At 61.7% G+C, this 19026-nt stretch carries 21 protein-coding genes and 2 pseudogenes; 6 read left to right on the forward strand and 17 right to left on the reverse strand.

All coding sequences use genetic code 11. The features are described 5' to 3' along the window. Window positions 1–184: 184 nt before the first annotated feature. From AC5ZFO_RS37415 to AC5ZFO_RS37450, 8 genes are all read right to left on the reverse strand, one after another. The gene (locus tag AC5ZFO_RS37415; RefSeq protein ID WP_496123420.1) at window positions 185–973 is read right to left on the reverse strand and encodes a 3-hydroxybutyrate dehydrogenase; all 789 of its coding nucleotides are present in this window, start codon (window positions 971–973) and stop codon (window positions 185–187) included. Between the two features lie 88 nt (window positions 974–1061). Then, window positions 1062–1853: an acetoacetate decarboxylase gene (locus tag AC5ZFO_RS37420; protein ID WP_496123421.1), complete on the reverse strand. Its 792-nt coding sequence runs from the start codon at window positions 1851–1853 to the stop codon at window positions 1062–1064. A 35-nt stretch (window positions 1854–1888) separates the two neighbouring features. Then, window positions 1889–3040 (reverse strand): DUF3734 domain-containing protein, encoded by a 1152-nt coding sequence (locus AC5ZFO_RS37425; protein WP_496123422.1) that lies wholly within the window; start codon window positions 3038–3040, stop codon window positions 1889–1891. Window positions 3041–3266: 226 nt separating this feature from the next. Next, entirely contained in the window at window positions 3267–3773 is a 507-nt protein-coding gene (locus AC5ZFO_RS37430; protein ID WP_496123423.1) for a hypothetical protein, read from the reverse strand. Between the two features lie 13 nt (window positions 3774–3786). Beyond that, window positions 3787–6951: an efflux RND transporter permease subunit gene (locus tag AC5ZFO_RS37435; protein WP_496123424.1), complete on the reverse strand. Its 3165-nt coding sequence runs from the start codon at window positions 6949–6951 to the stop codon at window positions 3787–3789. Continuing rightward, window positions 6948–8021, reverse strand: a complete 1074-nt coding sequence (locus AC5ZFO_RS37440) for an efflux RND transporter periplasmic adaptor subunit (protein ID WP_496123425.1) — start codon at window positions 8019–8021, stop codon at window positions 6948–6950. The genes AC5ZFO_RS37435 and AC5ZFO_RS37440 overlap by 4 nt, the downstream gene beginning before the upstream one ends. Then, on the reverse strand, window positions 8018–9094 hold the full coding sequence (locus AC5ZFO_RS37445; protein WP_496123426.1) for an efflux RND transporter periplasmic adaptor subunit: 1077 nt from the start codon (window positions 9092–9094) through the stop codon (window positions 8018–8020). The genes AC5ZFO_RS37440 and AC5ZFO_RS37445 overlap by 4 nt, the downstream gene beginning before the upstream one ends. Before the next feature lie 38 nt (window positions 9095–9132). Continuing rightward, window positions 9133–9963: a sensor histidine kinase family protein gene (locus AC5ZFO_RS37450; protein WP_496123427.1), complete on the reverse strand. Its 831-nt coding sequence runs from the start codon at window positions 9961–9963 to the stop codon at window positions 9133–9135. A gap of 184 nt (window positions 9964–10147) precedes the next feature. Here AC5ZFO_RS37450 and AC5ZFO_RS37455 point away from each other — a divergent pair, with 184 nt between their 5' ends. Next, a complete protein-coding gene (locus AC5ZFO_RS37455) occupies window positions 10148–10810 on the forward strand; it encodes a TetR/AcrR family transcriptional regulator (protein WP_183259297.1) in 663 nt (220 codons plus the stop codon). A gap of 19 nt (window positions 10811–10829) precedes the next feature. On the opposite strand, the gene AC5ZFO_RS37460 is transcribed toward AC5ZFO_RS37455, so the two are convergent. Genes AC5ZFO_RS37460 through AC5ZFO_RS37470 form a run of 3 tightly spaced genes read right to left on the reverse strand, consistent with a single transcriptional unit; the run spans window position 10830 to window position 12212 of the window. Next, on the reverse strand, window positions 10830–11480 hold the full coding sequence (locus AC5ZFO_RS37460; RefSeq protein ID WP_496123428.1) for a TetR/AcrR family transcriptional regulator: 651 nt from the start codon (window positions 11478–11480) through the stop codon (window positions 10830–10832). Between the two features lie 8 nt (window positions 11481–11488). Further along, window positions 11489–11926, reverse strand: coding sequence for a hypothetical protein (locus tag AC5ZFO_RS37465; protein ID WP_245289054.1), 438 nt, complete (start codon window positions 11924–11926; stop codon window positions 11489–11491). Window positions 11927–11930: 4 nt separating this feature from the next. Beyond that, window positions 11931–12212 carry a hypothetical protein gene (locus AC5ZFO_RS37470; protein WP_496123429.1) on the reverse strand — a complete coding sequence of 94 codons (282 nt, stop codon included), beginning with the start codon at window positions 12210–12212 and terminating at the stop codon, window positions 11931–11933. Window positions 12213–12615: 403 nt separating this feature from the next. Here AC5ZFO_RS37470 and AC5ZFO_RS37475 point away from each other — a divergent pair, with 403 nt between their 5' ends. The 5 genes from AC5ZFO_RS37475 to AC5ZFO_RS37495 all read left to right on the forward strand — a co-directional run bounded on the left by AC5ZFO_RS37475 (window position 12616) and on the right by AC5ZFO_RS37495 (window position 16398). Continuing rightward, the gene (locus AC5ZFO_RS37475) at window positions 12616–12834 is read left to right on the forward strand and encodes a hypothetical protein (protein ID WP_496123430.1); all 219 of its coding nucleotides are present in this window, start codon (window positions 12616–12618) and stop codon (window positions 12832–12834) included. A 40-nt stretch (window positions 12835–12874) separates the two neighbouring features. After that, the gene (locus tag AC5ZFO_RS37480) at window positions 12875–13444 is read left to right on the forward strand and encodes a hypothetical protein (RefSeq protein WP_496123431.1); all 570 of its coding nucleotides are present in this window, start codon (window positions 12875–12877) and stop codon (window positions 13442–13444) included. A gap of 104 nt (window positions 13445–13548) precedes the next feature. Next, complete coding sequence (locus AC5ZFO_RS37485; protein ID WP_496123432.1) at window positions 13549–14088, forward strand: PepSY domain-containing protein; 540 nt, start codon at window positions 13549–13551, stop codon at window positions 14086–14088. A gap of 760 nt (window positions 14089–14848) precedes the next feature. Beyond that, window positions 14849–15532 carry a Crp/Fnr family transcriptional regulator gene (locus tag AC5ZFO_RS37490; RefSeq protein ID WP_496123433.1) on the forward strand — a complete coding sequence of 228 codons (684 nt, stop codon included), beginning with the start codon at window positions 14849–14851 and terminating at the stop codon, window positions 15530–15532. Window positions 15533–16104: 572 nt separating this feature from the next. Further along, window positions 16105–16398: a hypothetical protein gene (locus tag AC5ZFO_RS37495; RefSeq protein WP_496123434.1), complete on the forward strand. Its 294-nt coding sequence runs from the start codon at window positions 16105–16107 to the stop codon at window positions 16396–16398. 39 nt (window positions 16399–16437) lie between these two features. Here the strand turns inward: AC5ZFO_RS37495 and AC5ZFO_RS37500 are convergent, their stop codons facing one another. From AC5ZFO_RS37500 to AC5ZFO_RS37525, 6 genes and pseudogenes are all read right to left on the reverse strand, one after another. Beyond that, window positions 16438–16707, reverse strand: coding sequence for a DUF3551 domain-containing protein (locus tag AC5ZFO_RS37500; RefSeq protein WP_354265765.1), 270 nt, complete (start codon window positions 16705–16707; stop codon window positions 16438–16440). Between the two features lie 340 nt (window positions 16708–17047). After that, entirely contained in the window at window positions 17048–17218 is a 171-nt protein-coding gene (locus AC5ZFO_RS37505) for a hypothetical protein (RefSeq protein WP_354265764.1), read from the reverse strand. Between the two features lie 227 nt (window positions 17219–17445). Next, complete coding sequence (locus AC5ZFO_RS37510) at window positions 17446–17589, reverse strand: hypothetical protein (protein WP_496123435.1); 144 nt, start codon at window positions 17587–17589, stop codon at window positions 17446–17448. 243 nt (window positions 17590–17832) lie between these two features. Then, complete coding sequence (locus AC5ZFO_RS37515; RefSeq protein ID WP_496123436.1) at window positions 17833–18120, reverse strand: hypothetical protein; 288 nt, start codon at window positions 18118–18120, stop codon at window positions 17833–17835. 236 nt (window positions 18121–18356) lie between these two features. Next, window positions 18357–18513 (reverse strand): annotated as a pseudogene (locus AC5ZFO_RS37520) (thermonuclease family protein); the annotation flags it as partial. Window positions 18514–18755: 242 nt separating this feature from the next. After that, window positions 18756–18958 (reverse strand): annotated as a pseudogene (locus AC5ZFO_RS37525) (SOS response-associated peptidase); the annotation flags it as partial. Between the last annotated feature and the right edge of the window lie 68 nt (window positions 18959–19026).

Raw genomic sequence — 19026 nt, forward strand, 5'->3', positions numbered from 1 at the left:
ACAGCCGATGACATTCGCGATCAGTCGCTTGTTCATGATCTTCTCTCCAGATGTATTGGTTGATGCTCTGTAAGTCAGTCGTAGGCGTTGGGCATTGTCGCATTCTCTTGGTCTAGCGCAGTCATTCGTCGACCATCTTCTTTGATCGCACGTTTCAGAAGGCACTTCGTTATTTGGGCGGGCTCTAAGCGGCCGTCCAGCCGCCGTCGATAGAGAGGTTGGCGCCGGTGATCTGGGCGGCGTCCTGGCTGCATAGGAATAGCGCCAGCGAAGCTACCTGTTCTACCCTGACGAATTCCTCGGTCGGCTGAGCCGCGAGCGGGACCTCGCTGATCACCTGATCCCTCCTCATGTTGCGTGCCACCATCGTGTTCGGGATCTGCTTCTCCACCAGCGGCGTCCAGACGTATCCGGGGCTGATGCATTTGCAGGTGATTTTTGACCGGGCGAGCTCCAGCGCCACCGTCTTGGTGAGTCCCACGATGCCGTGCTTGGCCGCGACGTAGGCCGACTTGAAGGGAGAAGCGACCACCGAATGTGCCGAGGCCGTGGTGATGATCCGACCCCAACCGCACTTCTTCATACCGGGCACGGCTGCACGGATGGCATGGAACGCGGAGGACAGGTTGATCCCGATGATCGCATTCCACTTGTCGACCGGAAACTCCTCGACAGGGGCGACGTGCTGGACGCCGGCATTGTTCACGAGGACATCGACGCTGCCGAAGGTGCTTTCCCCCAGCGTGATGAGCTCGGCGATTTGGTCCGGGCTGGCCATGTCCGCAGGCGAATAGACCGCCTTTACGCCAAAATCCCTCTCGATCGCAGAGCGCTCGTTCTCGACATGGGCCGGCGCACCCATTCCATTGAGCACGACGTTGGCCCCGGCGCCTGCGAAAGCACGAGCATATCCGAGACCGATGCCGCTGGTGGAGCCGGTCACGACTGCGACTTTACCTTTCAGAATACTCATTTGGCCCTTCCTTGTTTGATCTGTGAGCGTGCTGCGGCTCGTCGCCGCGATGTTTCCGGGCCTCTAGGCAGCCCATCGAGGCCGTCCATCAGGTGACGAGGGCGCTCTCGTAGCTCCCGACCGGGCGTCGGATCGGCTGCTGCAGATAGTCGTGAACGACCTTGCCCAATCCCAGCGTAAGATCTGCACGGATGTGAACCGCGGAGACGATCTCGAGCACAGGCAAATCGGACACGGGAGCGAGGGCGTGAGGCGTCAAGGAGAGAGCGGCGGGTCCGGTCCACGCCCCCTTCAGGACAAGTTGCTCGAGGTGATATTCGACGAGTTCGCAGATCCGCGGAGTGCCGTCGACGTGCGGAATGATCTTGAGAAGGAAGTTCGGCTCCTGCAGAGCGGCCTTGACGTGCGCCAGGTCGGCTTCGCGGTGCTTGTATCCCATCGTGCCGGTTGCTACGCGCAACGGACCGTAATCGAGTGTGCCGATGAGCGTATCGAGCTCGGTCCGCAACGTCGGCTGGCCGAGCTTTTTCGGAAAGCCCCAGAGCTCTCGGCCGCCCGCGATCGGTCCCTCATCGTTCAGGAACATGCAGTGGGTGTAGCCGCCCCTGCGACCCCGGAACGACACCGGGATGACCTGGCCGCTCTCGGTATAGTCGCCGAAACCATTGGAATCCGGCATGCGGATGAATTCGTACTTGACCAGCGCTTCGCGTTCATCGAGTTCAAGCGGAGCCGGGACAACCGATCGCAGCTTCGCCGGATCGGTCCGATAGGTGATGATCAGGTATTCGCGGTCGACGAAACGATAAGGTCCCGGCGGATATGCTGGATTTGCCAGCGGCATGGCGAACGCACGCCTCACGACTTCATTCTCGCGCATTTGAATTCTCCTGTGACTGGGAAGAGCCGGCTGGCCTATTCGCGACCGTCCTGCTCAAGATCGAACGTGGAGACGCCGTCCGCAGTCGTCGGGCGGGCCAGCACCTCGGGATGCCGAAGGGTGCGTAAGGCATCGTGATAGCCGGCGCGCCAATGATCCTGCATCGACAGACGGGAAAACTCGTAGTCCTTGGAGTGGCCTTCGTAGTCCCGCGCGCGATAGATCAGGTGGACGAGGCTGTGCACGTTGTTAGAGGCAACGGTCCTGAGCAGCTTGACGTCCTCCTGCTCGCGCAGGTCTTCCGGGAGCCTGCTCAAGAGGGCCGCCAAATCTCGCTGCAACCGGTGCAGGCTCTTGAATTGGTCCGTGCTCGCCCGCGTGCGACTGGAGTATTGGATCTCCTTCTGACGAGTGATGACTTCCGCCATGTTGCCCGGGATCTGGCCGCGCGCACTCCAGAGATCGACCTGAAACACGAGCGTGTCCTGACGTGCGCCACACTCGATCACCCACTGCAATGGAGTGTTGGATACGAGGCCGCCATCCCAATACTGTTCACCATCGATTTCGACCGCCGGAAACCCCGGCGGCAGCGCCCCACTCGCCAGAATATGCTCGGGCCGGATCGTATGGGTGGCAGTGTCAAAATAGACCAGATTGCCGGTCCTCACGTTCACGGCCCCTGCGCTGAACCGCGTCATACCGGAGTTGATGCGATCGAAATCGACGAGGCGCTCCAGTGTCGTCTTCAGCGCGCTCGTGTCGTAGATGCTGGTGGCGGCAAGCGTTCTACCCGCTTGCAGCCACGGCGCGAACGGCCGCGCGGAAAAAAATCCGTTCGCGCCGAATACCGCCGCAAAGCCCGCATTCACCTGATTGAGAAAATTGCGAGTGTGATCGCCGTTCATTAGATCGGTGAACGGTGCGTCCAGCGTCACCTGTGTCCAAAACTCGCGAAGCCGGTCAACCCGGGCGTTTGGCGGATTGCCGGCGATGATTGCGGCATTGATCGCCCCGATCGAAATGCCGGCGATCCAGTCTGGATGGATGTCGGCGTCGGCCAAGGCCTCGTAGACGCCTCCCTGGTAGGCCCCCAAGGCGCCGCCGCCCTGCAACAGCAGGGCGATGCAATCGAACGGCAGACGCCGGTCGGCGGTCGCGAGGTTTGGTCGAGGCTGAAAGTTCATGGTTCTGTGCCCTTGATTTGCGGTTGTTCAAGCCAGCGCCTGTTCGGCCGGCCGAGCCCGTAAGGCCGATCATTTAATGAACTATACTGTATAGTTTATTAAATGGTCAAGACGATTGCGTTCACATGCGCGTGCTGCAGCTGATGTGTCCCCGCTATGGAGTCGTCAGCCACGCCGATCTGTTCGGCAGGCCGACGCAACGCCAAAGGACGGACTTTCGTGATTGTCAGTCGCAGACCAGAACGCGGCGGTGGCGAGTGTAGGTGTAGTAGCAGTCGCCATCGGACGAGTAGCCGCGTCCATAGGCATAGCCCGCAGCGGCTCCTGCGTAGGCGCTCGCCGCATACGCACCGCGATAGCCGTACCTCGATCCATCGTAGCGACCGTAGCCGCCGAAGCGGCCGTAGGTGACCGACGCGGAGCGAGTGACGTTCGCTACCGCCGGTCCGCCCCGCCCGGCCCCCGCCAGGTCGCCGCGCGCCGCAGGTCCGGCACCGAGACGAGGAACCGAGCCAGCGAGGCCGGCACGCGGCGCACCGCCAAGTCCTATCGGAGGACGAGCCGCAAAGGCTGGAGGACCACCGGCTGCCACCGGAGGCGGACCACGGGCTGCAATCGGCGGAGGTCCCGCCATCGGAGGCGGCGGTGGAAACTGCGCGAATGCGGCGTGTGACGACAGCGTCATTGTTGCGAGAGTCGTTGTGAGCGACAGCATCAGTGTCTTTCGTGTCATGGTGTTTTCTCTCTCAAGACTGTGTTTCGAGGACGGGCGTCGGCTTGGAGGCGGAGACGTGTTCAGGCATCGGCGCGTCCGGACGCTGGGTGTCGTGCGCAGGCACGGCAGGCTCCTCCGCCGAGGTTTCGTGGTCGAGATCAGGCTGAATGCGGAACCAGGCCACATAAAGCGCCGGCAGGAACAACAGCGTCAGCAGAGTGCCTACGATGATGCCGCCCATCATGGCGTAGGCCATCGGGCCCCAGAAGATCTCGCGCGCGATCGGAATCAGGGCGAGACTTGCGGCGGCGGCCGTCAGCAGAATCGGCCGCATGCGATGCTCAGTCGCCTCCACCACGGCGTTCCAGGCCGGACGCCCCTCCTTCCTGAGGTCCTCGATCTGCACGATCAGGATCACCGAGTTTCGGACCAGGATGCCGATCAGGGCGAGAACGCCGAGGATGGCGACGAAGCCGAGGGGCGCTCCGCTCGGCAACAGCGCCATGACAACGCCGATCACGGCGAGCGGGGCGACCGCAAACACCAGGAACAAGCGATGGAAGCTCTGCAGCTGGATCATCAGCACCGTCGCCATGACGAACAGCATGAGCGGAACGATGGCCACGATCGGCGCCTGGCTCTTGGCGCTCTCCTCCACCGAGCCGCCGGTATTAACGGAGTAGCCCGCCGGCAGCTCCTTGGTGAACTCGACCACCTTCGGCGCGAGCTGATCGACCACCGTCTTGGGCTGCGCGCTGCCGACGATGCCCGCCTTCAACGTGATGGTCGGGATCCGCGCGCGCCGCCAGATCGTCGGCTGCTCAAGCTCGTAACGCAGATTGGCCACGGCCCCGAGGGGGACGGACTGACCACCGACGCCCGTCAACTGCAGATCGCGCAGAGTATTGATGGACGCTCGTTCCGCCGCAGTCGCCCGTCCCGTGACATTGACCAGGTAGATGCTGTCGCGCACCTGGGTAATAGCCGTGCCCTCGAGCACGGAATTCAAGGTGGTGGCGATGTCCTCCGAGGTCACGCCGAGTTGACGCGCCTTGTCCTGGAGAACGTCGACCTTGACGACGCGCGCCGGCTCCATCCAGTCGAAGACGACGTTGCCCAAATCGGGGCTGCTCCGGACGATTGCGGCAAGCTTCTGCGAAAGATCTCGCAGCTTGGCGATGTCAGGCCCGCTCAAGCGGTACTGAACAGGACGCCCGACCGGAGGACCGACCTCGAGCAACTTGACGTAGGTGTCGGTGCCGGGGAACGTCTTCTTCAGGTAGCCCTCGAACTGCGCCTTGACCTGGTCGCGCGCCTTGATGCCGCCCTTGGTCACGACCACCATCTGGCCGAACCAGGTGTTGGCCGTCTGCACGTCGAAAGACAGGACGAAACGCGGCGAGCCGGTGCCGACATAGGTCGACCAGTGATCGACCGAATGGTTGTCCTGAAGCTGTTCGCGCTCGAACCGCGCCATCTGCGCGTTGGTATCGGCGATGGAGGCGTTCTGCGGCAAATTCCAATCGATCACGAGCTCGGCGCGGTCCGAGGACGGGAAGAACTGTTGCTGCACGAATTGAAGACCGAACAAAGCGACCAGGAAGGCGGCGACCGTCACCGAGATGGTCATCCAGCGATGATGCATGCAGAACAGAAGCAGACGCGCAAACAACTGCGCCACGCGGCCCTTCTCGCCATGATGGCCCTTCATTTTGGCGGGCAGGATCGTGACGCCGAGAAGCGGCGTGAACAGCACCGCGACGATCCAGGACACGATCAGGGAGACGGCGATCACCACGAACAGCGTGAAGGTGAACTCACCGGCATTGCTGCTGTTGAGCCCGATCGGGATGAACCCGGCCACCGTGACCAGCGTGCCCGTCAGCATCGGAAACGCGGTCGACGTATAGACGTGGGTCGCGGCCTTCTCCAGGGGCTCGCCGATCTCAAGCCGCGCCACCATCATTTCGACGGCGATCATGGCATCGTCGACGAGCAGGCCCAGCGCAATGATCAAGGCGCCCAGCGAGATTCGCTGGAGCGAGATCCCGGCGTAGGCCATCACGACGAAGGTGATGGCGAGCACCAGCGGAATCGCGACGGCGACCACCAGGCCTGCGCGCAAGCCGAGGCTGAGAAAGCTGATGCCGAGCACGATGATCACGGCCTCGAACAACGCTTCCGTGAAGCCGGAGACGGCATGCTCGACAATGACGGGCTGATCGGCGACCTGATGAACGCCGACGCCGATCGGCAGGTCGGCGATGATCTTGGTCATTTCCTCCTTCAGCTCCTCGCCGAAGTGAAGCAGGTTCGCGCCGGACTTCATGCCGATGGCAAGCGCGATCGCAGGCTCGCCGTTGTACCTGAACAACGTCTTGGCCGGATCCTCATAGCCCCGCGTGATGGTCGCAACATCAGTTAACGGAAAAAAACGATCGTTGATGCGGAGGTTGACCGCCTTCAGGCTTGCCTCCGAGGTGAACTGGCCGTTCACCCGCACGCTGATCCGCTCCGACCCCTCCTGGAACACACCGGAGGGCGCGACCGCGTTCTGCCCCTGCAGCGAGGCCATGATGGCGTGGACGTCGAGGCCGAGGGCCGCGATCTTGCGGGTGGAGAATTCGAGATAAATCACCTCGTCCTGCGCACCGAGAATGTCGACCTTGCCGACGTCCGGCACGGTCAGCACCTTGGCGCGGATGTCTTCGACGTGATCGCGCAGCTGACGCTGGCTCAAGCCGTCGCTGGTGAAGGCGTAGATGTTGCCGAACACATCGCCGAAGCGGTCGTTGAAGCCGGGCCCGATCACCCCTTGCGGAAACTCGCCCCTGATGTCCGCGATCATGTTGCGGACCCGAATCCAGGTTGGCTTCACGTCGCCAGCCTTGGTGGTGTCGCGCAGATAGACGAAGACGGTGGTCTGGCCCGCAACAGTGACGCTCTTGGTGTAGTCGAGCGATTCCAGCTCTTCCAGCTTCTTCTCGATCCTGTCGGTGACCTGCCGCGTCATTTCCGCGGGCGAGGCACCCGGCCACTGCGCCTTGATCACCATGGTTTTGATGGTGAAGTCGGGGTCTTCCTGCCGGCCCAGCTGAAGGTACGCAAACAGGCCTGCCGCCATGAAGGCGATCATGAAATACCAGACGAGCGAACGATGGCCGAGCGCCCAGTCGGAGAGGTTGAACGACTTCATGGCTTCTGATCCTGTTCGATGCGGACTTGCTGTCCTTGCTTGAGGCTGTGGATTCCGGCGGTAACGACGCGGGCGCCGGGGGCAAGACCCCCGACGACGCGGAGACCGGTTGGATCGGCAACGACATCGACCTTTTGCAGCGAGGCGGTATCGGCGGTCTGATCGACGACCCAGACGAAATTTCCGCCCTCCTTGGCGAGCAGGGCCGAGGCAGGCACGTGCAGGGTTCGGGGTTGAGCCCTGTCGAGCTTGGCGGTCACGGTCGCGCCGAGCCGAAAGCTGTCAGGCGGATTGTCGAGGGCAATGCGGATGCGCCGCAATCGGGTGACCGGATCGGCTTGGGGCGCAATCTCCCGGACGGTCCCTTGCACCTGGACAGCGGGGAGAAGCTGCAGGGTGACCGTGAATGGCAGTCCGACCTCCGGCGGCAGCGGAAAGTCCTCGCCGATATCGACGACTGCCTCGCGAACGTCCGGCCTTGCGATCGTCACCACGGTTTGGCCAGGGGACACTACCTGGCCGACTTCCGCCCCGATAGCGGTGACCACGCCGGCGAAGTCGGCATTGATCTGCGAATAGCCGAGCTGCTCGATCGCTTTGGTCAGATTTGCCTGCTCGTGAGCTACCGTTGCTTCGCCGCCCGCACGCGCCTGCTCGGCATTGTCCAGAGTCTGCTTCGTGGTCGCGTCGGTGGTGATGAGCGTCCGCTGCCGTTCCTCCGTCGCTCGAACCGTCGCGAACTGGGCCTCGGCCTTGGCAAGCTGCCCTTTGGCCGCGCGAACGGCGAGCTCGAGGGCCGTCGAGTCAATGATGCCGATCGTCTGACCTTCCTTCACGAGATCACCGACGTAGACGGGACGCGTCGTCAGGCGTCCCAGCACGCGGAAGCTGAGATTGGTCTTGTAGCGGGGCTCGATAACGCCCACCGCGGCCGCATCGTCGGAATGGTCGGCTTCGAGAAGCACCGATTGGACGGGACGCAAGGGCTCAGGCGCCTTCGCTTCCTGCTGACATCCGGCAAGCGCAAGCGCGCATGCAAGCGCGCCCGCCATAGTCACGGGGCTCGTCATGAGGGATCTCCTTCGTAAGTCACGGGCTGGCCCACGCTCAGGAGCTTGCCACCGTCCACCACCACTCGCTCGCCCGGCTCGAGACCCGCCTTGATCAACACTTCGCCTGCCTCGTAGCCACCGACGATCACCGGCTTCAGGGAGGCGATCCGCGTCGCCGGATCGACGGTCCAGACCGCAGGCCTAGTGCCCGCCGCCATCAAGGCGCTCCATGGCAAAGCGATCTGCCGCTCGGCCCTTACTTTCACCATTCCCGCGACGGCGCTTCCAAGCGACATCGTGGCGGGCGGGGCCTTTATCGCCACCTTCACCCGAATGGTCGAACTCCTCGGATCGACGGCCGGAGAGACCTCTCGAACCTGGCCGCTCGCGGTCACGCCCGAATCGGCCACGAGCCTCAACGAAACGTCGCCGCCGTCGGCATTCCCAAGGAACATCGACTCGTAGACATCGAACACCGCATCCCGTTCGCCATCTTGCGCCAACGAAAAGACCGGCTGCGCAGCCTGTACGACTTGACCGGTTTCCAGGTTGCGCGCGGTAACGACGCCGTCCGCTTCGGCCCGCAGCGCGGTGTAGCCGAGGGCGTCTTTCGACGTCCCCAGCAACGCTCGCGCCGATTCAAGCGCGCCTTCAGCGGTTCGCAATCCTTCCTGCGCCTGGTCGTAGGCCGTGCGCGTGGTGAAGCCGCTTGCGATCAAGGACTTCTGGCGCTCAAAAGTCGCCTTCGCCACACGCAGCTGGGCTTCGGCAGCGAGCACAGCGGCCGTCGCGGCATCGACATCAGCCTCCTGCTCGGCGGGGTCAAGAAGGGCCAGCACTTCGCCCGCCTGGACGTGGGTCCCGACTTCGACGAAGCGCGCGATCACACGTCCACTGACACGGAACGACAGATCGGCGCGGAAGCGAGGCTGGACCTCCCCCGTCAAGGTGATCGAGGCTTGCCGATCCTTCGGCTGCACGATTTCCGTGCGTACGAACGCGGCGCGCGCGGCGGGAGCGGCCGCGTGATCGTCGCAGCCGGCGAGCGCGGCTGCGACGAGCGCGAACGTCAGTCCGCCGATCTGCTTCATCAAGCGCTTGGCACGGACGGATTTCGGACAGGGAGGTTTCATAGCGCGACCATGCGGTTGGAGGGTGAGAACAGCTGACCCAAGGCATCGGACGGTTTCGGGTCCGGCTTGGCTGCAACGGGATGATTGGCTTGGTGCGAGACGGCGGCAGGCGAGCAAAGAGGCGCGACGTCGGCAGCCTTGGCCTTAAGGGGCCGCGTCAGCCTCATGCGGCGCGTCGCCATCCCCCAATTTGTCTGCCGTTCGCGCTCGGTCAGCGGAAACGAGAGAACGACGGACGTGAACTCGCTGCCGAAACCCTGCTCGATTCGACCGCCCAGGCCCCCGGCTAGGTCGTTGCCGATCCGAACCCGCCGTCCGGAATCCGACCGCACCGAACGCGACCCGTTGTCCAGCACGATGCAGTTCACCAGCGCCCCGCGGCGGGTCAGCTTGACCTTGATCTCACCGGCACGTGCATCGAAACAGGCGTGTTTGGCCGCCGTCGCGATCAGGTCATGGACGATCAGACCAAGCCGCCAGCACCGCTCCGACTGAAGGGGCACGCACTCAGTGTCGAAGATCAGCCGGATCTTCATGCTGTCCAGTCGGGATCGGCGCATCGCGCAGCCCAATTTATGGACGTGCGCTGCAGCATCGACCAGGGCTTCGCCTTGAGTCTGCGCGAGCATCCGATGCACTTCGGCATGTCCGTGCAGCAGCGAGGCCACATCGCTCAAGGCGGCCTTCGCTTCAGCCCCTTCAGCCCGGATGATCGCAGCCGAGACCAGATCGATCGCCGAGGCGACGCCGTCCGCGACCCTGTGGTGCGATTCCCGCAACAAGATGCCTTCTGGTAGACGATGCGAATCTTGGCTCAAAACCGGCACTGCGTTCTCCTGAAGTGGATATTATGATCGGCGGCAACGCGCAGACTCTTGCGGCCCCGATCACCCAAAAGGCGCCGCAAGCGTTAATTAAACTATACTGTATATTTTCTTTTCCTTGCCTTTCCCCGCCGCCTGTGTCAAGTGCCATCTGCGTACGCACAGACTCGTGATTGGGAGACCGTCGATGACGAAGAAGACCACCCCGAAACGGGGCCGGCCGCCGAAGGAATTCGCCGGCGACGTCCAGGCCCGGATCCTCGATGCGGCCCAGCAGCTTTTTCTCGACAAGGGCTATCGCAGCGCCAGCATCGACGACATCTCCGAGCTGGCCCCTGCGAGCAAGCCGACGATCTATGCGCATTTCCAAGGCAAGGAGGCGCTGTTCGCGGCGGTGGTGGCCCGGACCATCAGCGGCCTGTCGGATTTCGAAGGCTTCGAGCCGGAGGGCCGCACCCTTCAGGACAAGCTCATGAGCCTGGGCACCGCGATCGTGGAGAAGGTAATCGAAGAATCGCTGGGGATGGTTCGCGCCACGATCGCGGAAGCGCAGCGTTTTCCGGAGTTGAGCCGCAACGTCCACGACGCCGCGCGGGATCGTTCCGTCGGCGCCATTTCTCAGCTGCTGAACGAGACGACCCAGAAGGTCGCGCGCGCACCGAAAGGCCCCTTCACGGGCAAGCGCAGCATCGCCACCGCTCAGATCTTCCTGGATCTGATCCTGCTCCCGATGCTTTTCCGTTCGCTGGTGGGGGAAACGCCGAAAGACTTGCGACGGGAGTTGCCGTCATTCGTGCGGGAACGCGTCCGGTTTTTCCTGTCGGCGTGCGAGGCGGATTGGACGCCTTGAATCGCGCCTCCGCCGGACGCTAGGCCCGGCACGTCGCGCGGTAGTGCAGCAGCTGGCCGGCGACCTGCGCCGGCGCGGCGCTGCGGAGCGCGCCCGAGCAGAAGCTCATCATCTCTTCGAAGGCCGCCCTACCAGCCATCGTTCTCATGGGCGACGGATCGAGGTATGCACCCATCGCCTCGCACGTGCAGCGGGCCAGCGCCGTCGGGCTTCCCGCCCGGAATTCGCCACTCGCCTGCCCAGCCGCGATGATTGACCGGACGAGGCCGCTAACCCTGTCGGCGTGGGACAAGACGACCGGCCAATTCGCTTGTCCTGCGGCAACCACCAGTTCGTGCAGCCTCGTATCGTGCGCCAGCCTATGTTCATGACGCTGGGAGATCTTCCAAAAGGCGGCTTCCAGACGCTTTTCACCGGAGACACCACTGCGGGCCTCGATTCCCGCATCGGCGCACACCTCGGCGAGGAGTCCTGCCACCACGGCCTCCTCCACCGCCTGGCGGGAAGGAAAGAACCGGTAGATATTTGCCGGGGACATCGAGGCGCTGCGGGCGATGTCCGCAACGGTCGTCTTCCGATAGCCGATGGCCCGGTACAGTCGAATAGCGGCCTGCACGATTCTTTCGTGAGGGCACGGCGATCCGCCCGGGGATGCCTGGGTCTGGTTCATCTCCGGCCTCAATGCGGCGGAATCGCCTGCACCTCGCGTCGGCACGCCTCGCCGAATTCACGCAGCGGATCCATCTCCTCAAGGAATCCCGGCAAGTCGACGAACGACGTGTTCGGTGCAAGGTAGGTCTCGATAATCAGCCGTCCCGCCCGCTCCGCGGCATGGACCACCTCGTCGTCGGACAGTATCCGCATGCGCCCGATCAGCGCATACAAATTCACCAGTGCCGGAATCTCCGATTTGTCGCTGGTCAGCGCGTCCGCATAGAGCCGGGACGCCTCCTCGATGAAGCATCGATACAGCTTTTCACGTTTGACGAACGCGTGAGCATGATGGCGTTCGCGGACCCTCCGACGGCGGGTCGCCCACCCCGTCACGATCGTGGAAATCGCTCCAAAGGCCGAGCCTCCGAACGCGGCGAAAGCGGGAAAATAGATCGTGTTCATGCGATCATTCCTCATCTTTTGCGCCGCGATGCCGACGCGCTTCCATCGTTCTGATCGAGGCTGCGGCGCCCGCGTGGTCGAAGACGGCTCCGCAAGCTTCGCTCAGGTCCGACCTTCTTTGCCTGAGACAGGCTTCCACGCCGACCGGATCGGGAATGTAGCCGATGCACAGGCGAAACGCGTCAGGCGCGCAGGCGGCCCTCTGCTCGGCCGTGCCGCGGTCCTCCTCCGCGAACGCCGCACTGGCCACCGAAACTAGCGTCACACCGACGAGCACTGCTCGCATCTTAAACATACCCCGCGCAGCGCGACCTGGCCCGAAGTCCCGGGGCCGAGCAGCGAGAACACGCGCTTGTGAGTCTCTGCGCTTGACACCTCCGCGACCCGTGCGGTATTCGAAATATACGGTATAGTTTATTTAGAGATTGGAACGATGTCAAGCTTGTTGTTGGCGCTCGCAAGGGAAAATCCCTGGCCCGCGATCGCACTCGCATCCCTCAACTTGATGGTGGCCTTGTCGCTCGTAGGCATGAGCCTGCTGCTGACGGCAACCGTCGCGGCACTCGCCTGGCTTCGCGAGCTTGCCGACCGCGAGCCCGCCCCTCTGCGATATTTCGAACCGGCGAGGCTCCGGATGCCTTGGAGGACGCTCGCTCGCACCCCTCGACAATCCTGGTGGAGGTTCTGACATGCTCGACGTGATCGAAGTCTTCGACGTCATGCACCAGGATCCGGCCACCGGCCATTCAGTCTGGACCGGACTTACGGGCACGCGCACAGCCCTCAAGCGCGACGGGCACATGATCGAACCGAAGGCGATGGCCTATTGCCCGGTCGAATGGATCGACGAGCGCGGCTATCTCGATGCGCAGCCTGCGCGTCGGCATCCGCGGCCCTGGGGCATCTGACAATGAGAGGGTCGCGTGCCATGTCCACGATCGAGTTACCGTGAGCAGGAAATCCATGCTGTCACGAAGTGCGAGCGGCCTCGTCGAACCGGAGCTACCGCTGCGGGGCTATTTTCACTGGGTTGGAGGCGCGCTGCTCTTGCTGCTTCTGGCAGCCGATTGGACGTTGCCTGCTCCTGCGCCGAGCCCACTCACGGACTCGCATTCTGCGCTGCCGCCGATCCGGATCCACTCCGACACTAAGGGACCGGAGGCGGCCGTCATTGATACCAGCCGGTTTGGACTGCGCGCGAGGCTCGCCGAGCACGATATCGCCGAACCTCCATCGGGGTTGCCCGAAATTGCGTTCGAAAGTAGTGACGAGAGTCCGACGCAGCCGACTGATCTGCGCATTCGGCAAAGCCTAGCGCAGTCGCAGCCTAACGTTCACGACCACGCGGACGAAACCGCCAATCCAGGCGACATCGCGGCGCGAGAGCGCAAACCCGCCCGAGCACAGCCCGTAAAGCGGCGGCCCACTCTGCATCCTGCTTTCGGAAACAGCCTTGGTGGCTGCGGTTCATCGATCCGCGAGCGCCGCCATTGCCGATACGCGTCGGCGCCGAACTAAGCCGCCAGCCATGTTTTGAAGAACACAACAGGACTTATCCGATGCCAAAGATGCAGTTGCTTGCCCTCATGGTTTGCTCCGCCGCCCTGGGTGGGACGGGAGCGATGGCCGACATCACCCGGGCCCCTTCTGACGCGGCACAGCAAAGCGTCGCCGCGCAGGAAAATGTCGACGAAGCGGCCATCCGCCGTGTGCTCGAGCAATTAAATGCCGCCCGCGTGCCGCTAAATCAGGCGATGACCATCGCCGAGCGCCTGCACCGCGGCTCAAAGACTGCTGACGTCAACTTCGAGATATCCGGTCCGCCCGTCTACCGCGTGCGCACGGTCAAGAATGAGCACATCTACGAAAATGTGATAGATGCGAGCACCGGGAGCGTGTCGCAGCGCGAGATTGCATCGTCATTGAAGGAACTCCATCGAGAAGATCTCGCCAATGTCATTGCCCTGAAGTGGATCAAGCAGGAGCTGTCGGATGCGGTGCGGGTCGCAGAGAAAGCGGCGGAGGGAAAAGCGCTCGCTGGCGGACTGATGAAGCAAGACGGCAAACTCAATTTCGTTGTCGTCGTCGCCACCGGCGACCGCTTGAAGGAAGTGCTGCTCGAGCCGCCCAAGGTCGGGCGTCGGGAGTCAACGCACCACTAAGCCGCTGCACCGGCGGTATGCGATCGTCGACGGCACGCCTGCGCCGCCGGCAACAATTAGGTCGGCCCGAGGCCAAGGTCATCCGCATATCCAACGACGTGCCGGACGATCTGAGCGCGCTCTGAGCGCGGGGCCTGCGGAGCTCGAAGAAGGGCACGCCGTGGCTCAGAGGCAAAATCGAGCGCTGGTTCGGATCGCAATCGGAATTTCTACATACCCTGCCCGGCACGACGTTCGCGAGTTTCTAGAAGCGCAAATTCTACAAGTCGGATAGGTGAACACCTTTTTCGTACTCTCGCCGGTGAACTTTCGGCAAAAGCTTCCAGCTCCGGCTTACACCTGTGGGTGTTCGAGGCAAATGTGGCGGCCTTCGCTTCTACGAACGACTTGGGGGTCGTGTAGTCGAAAGGGATACGTCTGAGATTCCAGCGACTGGCGGAAAGGCTGTCTTGCGAGTGCACTGGCCAACCATCGTACAGATTGGTTGAACGAGACGATACAGCTTCCGCTCCTGGCCCGTTTGAGACCTGGCGAGGGGTACTAAAGATGTCCGCTCACTGAGGCTGACCGGAAGTCGTCTCGGGAGAACCAAACCGACGCGATTGACCCGAAGCGGAAATTTAGGCGTAAGCACAGATGGCGAGGAACGGATCGGCCTTGCAGAGTTTGTCGTTTCAGATCCCTTCCGTGGAAAACGCCCTCGGAGCGTTGTTCTAATCCCTGCGGACCGGCCCCGACCGATCGGGCTACAGGTGCGCAGGTGGATGCCCCTCTTCGCAATAAGCTCTTAGCCCTTCTTCCCATCGAGGACCTCAACGCCATAACCGGCGCATCATCTTTCGTGATGCTTGCTCAGGGTGATGTTGTTCAAAAGGAGGAGCACAGCATCTCGACGATTTACTTCCCGCTCTCGGGCATGCTTTCGCTTTTGGTTGTATTGAGGGACGGCCGGACGGCTGAAACCTGCGTCGTCGGTCGAGAAGGCATGATGGGAGCCCGCGCAGGACTGGGACCTCACACGTCGCGCATTCGCGTTGTTGCTCAGCTTCCCGTTCACGCCTTGGCAATTTCGGCAGACTATTTCCGGAACCTGGTTGCGAAGAGTACCCCCATGGCGGAGTTATGCCTCAGGAATACTGACGTTCTCTTGGATCAAACAAGGATTACGGCTGCCTGCAATTCGTTTCATGGCGTCGAGGAACGCTGCTGCCGATGGCTGCTCCACACGGCAGACCGCGCGGAAAGCGATCAGTTTGTTCTCAAACAAGCGCTGTTGTCCGAGATGCTCGGTGTGCGCCGCACTTCCGTCACCGATGTCGCAAACAGCCTGCAAAAGAAGGGGGCCATTGCCTATTCGCGTGGGAAAATCAGGCTGCTGGATCGCCATGCCCTGCAACGGCTGTCGTGCGAATGCTACGAACTGCTCAAGAGAAATGGTTCCTAAGACTTCGCCCAGCTCTTCAAGGAATTATGTCGACAACCGGACATAAGGGGTATCTACTGTCTTCATCACCGCGTGGCCTATGGCATCTATCGGTGATGAGAACGCCAGTTGCGCTCCCGCCCAATTTCAGGGAGCAGCGCCATGCAGAAGCAGCGACGCCGTTTCACACAAGTCAGTCCCCTCGAAGAGCGTTTAGCTGGAGAGGCGAAACGATTGCGCGAGGAAGCCAAGTTGCTTCCACCCGGCGCGGTGCGCGAGACTTTGCTCAGAAGAGCCCGGCAAGCCGAAACAGGTTCTCACATTAGCGAATGGCTCCGGTCGCCCGGTTTGCAGCCTCCCAAGTGAGCGCTTTTGGATGGACGATTATCTCCGATTGTGAGGTCGATCGGTACAAACGCAGGGCGTTGCATCTTCCATCAGGAGGGTGCGCGCCTTTTGTGTTAGAGATGCGCAGCGCCGGACGTAGCCAACAGGAGGGGGTAGGCTTACCCCGCAAACCATTGCCGCGAAAGAAAGTCCCAACCGATTTGCGGTCGCTGGCGCGGGGGCACACCGAGCTATGCATCAAGGTGTTGGCCGGGATCGTCAGCCAAGAGACCGTGCCAGCGGCGGCGCAGGTGGCGGCGGCAGGTATCCTGCTGGACCGTCGCTGGGGACGTGCGCCTCAAGTCCATAGCAACGACGATGGCGGCAGCATTCGGGTCATCATCAGGCAGATCATCGATATCGACAGAGAAGAGCCGCTGGTGCTTGAACACGAAGCACTGAAAAAATGGGCCCCTTCGATCAGCCGAAACCTTGTTGCAATCGAGGTAATTAGCACACAGGGCATTCTGCTCTATGTGCCACCTCCAGCGGAGACTTAGCCCGGCGTCTCAACCCCAGTCGTCGCGCCCCTGTCCGATCTAGTAGGCGCGACGAGGCTGCCTATAGGCTGGTTCCCGTGGCACTTGTGCGTTCGCAAAATACGGATTGGTAACGCACGTGGCGGAGAGGCCCGATGCATTGGCGCGGCACTGCGCCATCGAGCTATAGCCGCAGTAGAAAGTTTCGCCTCCGCCCCAGTACCAACGTTGTAGGCAGATCGGTGCATTCCCGCCATATGTTTGGGCCTGAGTTGGTGGGACCGTCAAAACCGCGATCGTTGCCCAAATCGCCAAGGCTGGAATGCGCATCAGAATTTCCTTACGGATCGACGCCGTCGCATCAGCGCGTCGAAGCAGACAAAGCCTATTGCTTCAGATCAATTCACATTCGCGCGAATAGCTGGACTAGGGCTGTGGTGGTTCAACGCTGCAACGGGCGCAACCTCAGGCTTGCTCGCCACATGAGGGGCGAAGATGGGTTTCCGCGCGGAAAGCTGAGGATGATTGACGGGCGGCAGCGCAAACGCCAAGGGCCGATCCTTGGGGCAGGTAATTCGGTCAAGGCAAAGCCACAGCGCCACCAGATCGCCCGCAAAAGCCGCCGCGAAATGCCGATTGAGACGTTAACCGCCAGCTCGGTGCTATACGCTCATGCAGCATCAAGCGCGACGCTTTGCGGCGATCCTTCCAACTCGTCTTCTAAGTCCAGAACGATATCGTGGAGCAAACGTGCCGCGAGCGGATCCGTGGTTTCCTGCGCCATCACTCGATAGCGAGCTACCTGATTTCTTCGCTCATTCCAACTCTCGCTGTCAGCCATGGTGTTTGTCCCCCATGCTCTGCCCCCCAACGGGGCGCATTGGCTCACCCAATTAGGGAATTATTGCGGCGCGGAAATAGGACAGCAATCGAGACGCATAGCAAAAGGCTCGCGGCAAATTCGCGTTTAGATCGAGGTGATTGGCTCAGGGCATTATGCCCAACCGAGCATTGCAGCAAGTCGGTCAGCTGTGCGGCGGCGTCGCTCCTGAACTCCTTGCATTATCTCTAGACGACGGTCTTCTGCTCTTGATCGTTGCCCTGACCGAAAGTCTCGGTCGGCGCGCGATCGATCAGGACGACGTGAGCGCGGCCGTTCAGATCGGCCGCCTTCAGGTACTTGCTCGGAAAGAGTTCGTTGCGCTTTGCCATTATTCGGTACCTTCCAGGTCAGGTTTGGATTCGGGAATGATGTCGGGCTAGTCGTGTTTCGGCACGGTGGTCCTCCTGTTGTTGTTCTGGAAAACAAAGGTCTCGGTGCGAAATGCCCGGCTCCCCTGCTGGGCATTTTGCGTTCATCTTGAACCATGTTGAGATTTCGTAACAGGTAAAGCGGCAGGTCGATTTTGAGCCGCAGCTTTGGCTAAAGCGGGGATCGATATTTCGACAGCTACTTTAGGTCCGTGCGCGCCGCGTGCTTGCGATCACGTCGATGCTACGGATAGTTGGGCGTCGCCCCTTTTCAATTCCGATCAGCTCAAACAGGGCTTCAAAGAAAGCCTTGCGCGGTAACTTGCGTGATGGCCTGAAGCCAATTTCTTCTAGCAATTGGAGTGCCGGTTCGATTACCTGCTCGGTTTCTGGGTCCTTCCTGTAGTCGCCGGGTTGCCGTCTAAGCAGACGCGCGAGAATATCGGGACTATTCCTCAAAAAATAAATTCCATGGTCCCGCCGGGCGATCATGGAGTCGAGATCGCTGATCGCCCCCCGTCCCACCTGCGATTATCGACCCGTCCGCGTATGGAGAGATATTTCGCAATTTCGTCTTCGCGCCACGCTGCGGGCACATCCGCGAGTCGCGACGCAAAGCTTATCTCGCTGTAAATGGGATCGAGCGACCGAAGCGCCTTGAGCACCATCGCTTGGCCTTTCGCATACTGCTCCAACACCTCTTGGAAGCCTGCGATGGTGGCCTGATTGCTCGCCCCGGCAAAGCTGGCTGCTCTCGGGAGTGTCGACGCCCCAGAGCCTGATGCGCGCTCCGTGGATTTCAAGAGTGTCGCCGTCGATGATGCTGGCTTGGCCGATTAGGTCAACAGTGAAAGCTGCGCTCGTACACGCAACGAGCGACAACAAGGCGGCGGCGCAATGTCGGAAGGCCGCTAGGCACAAATCCAAATGATCACCAGCGTTATCGGCAGGCTGATACCTAATGTGCCACCAATCATCAACGCGAACGCAGAAAGCAAATTCCCATCAGGCTTTGCTGCTCGGTCGGACATAGCCCGTTACTCCATCGAGCTGCCCCGAGAGGAGGCTGAACGGTTATGGTTAAAGGAAAGGTTAATTCGCTTTTTTTTCTTAGCGACTGCTGGGGCTTATGCGGCGGCGCGATTTTCCTTATCCTTACCCCGCATCACGATCCTGAGCGCCTCATCCTGCAACGGCCGCTGCAACGCCTTGGCCTCGTCCCACGGCGCGCGCATCCACACGTCCCGCTCTTCGTCGGTGGTCAAGATCACCGGCATGGCCTTCGGATGGATCGACAAGACGACACGTTCGGTGACGTCGCCAGGAAGCCGCAGCAGCCGAGTGAGGGCGGCTGCATCTCGCTGCCATAGCGGCAGGTCAGCTAGACTTGTTGCCGAA

The organism is Bradyrhizobium sp. Unk1 (genome assembly GCF_059512345.1).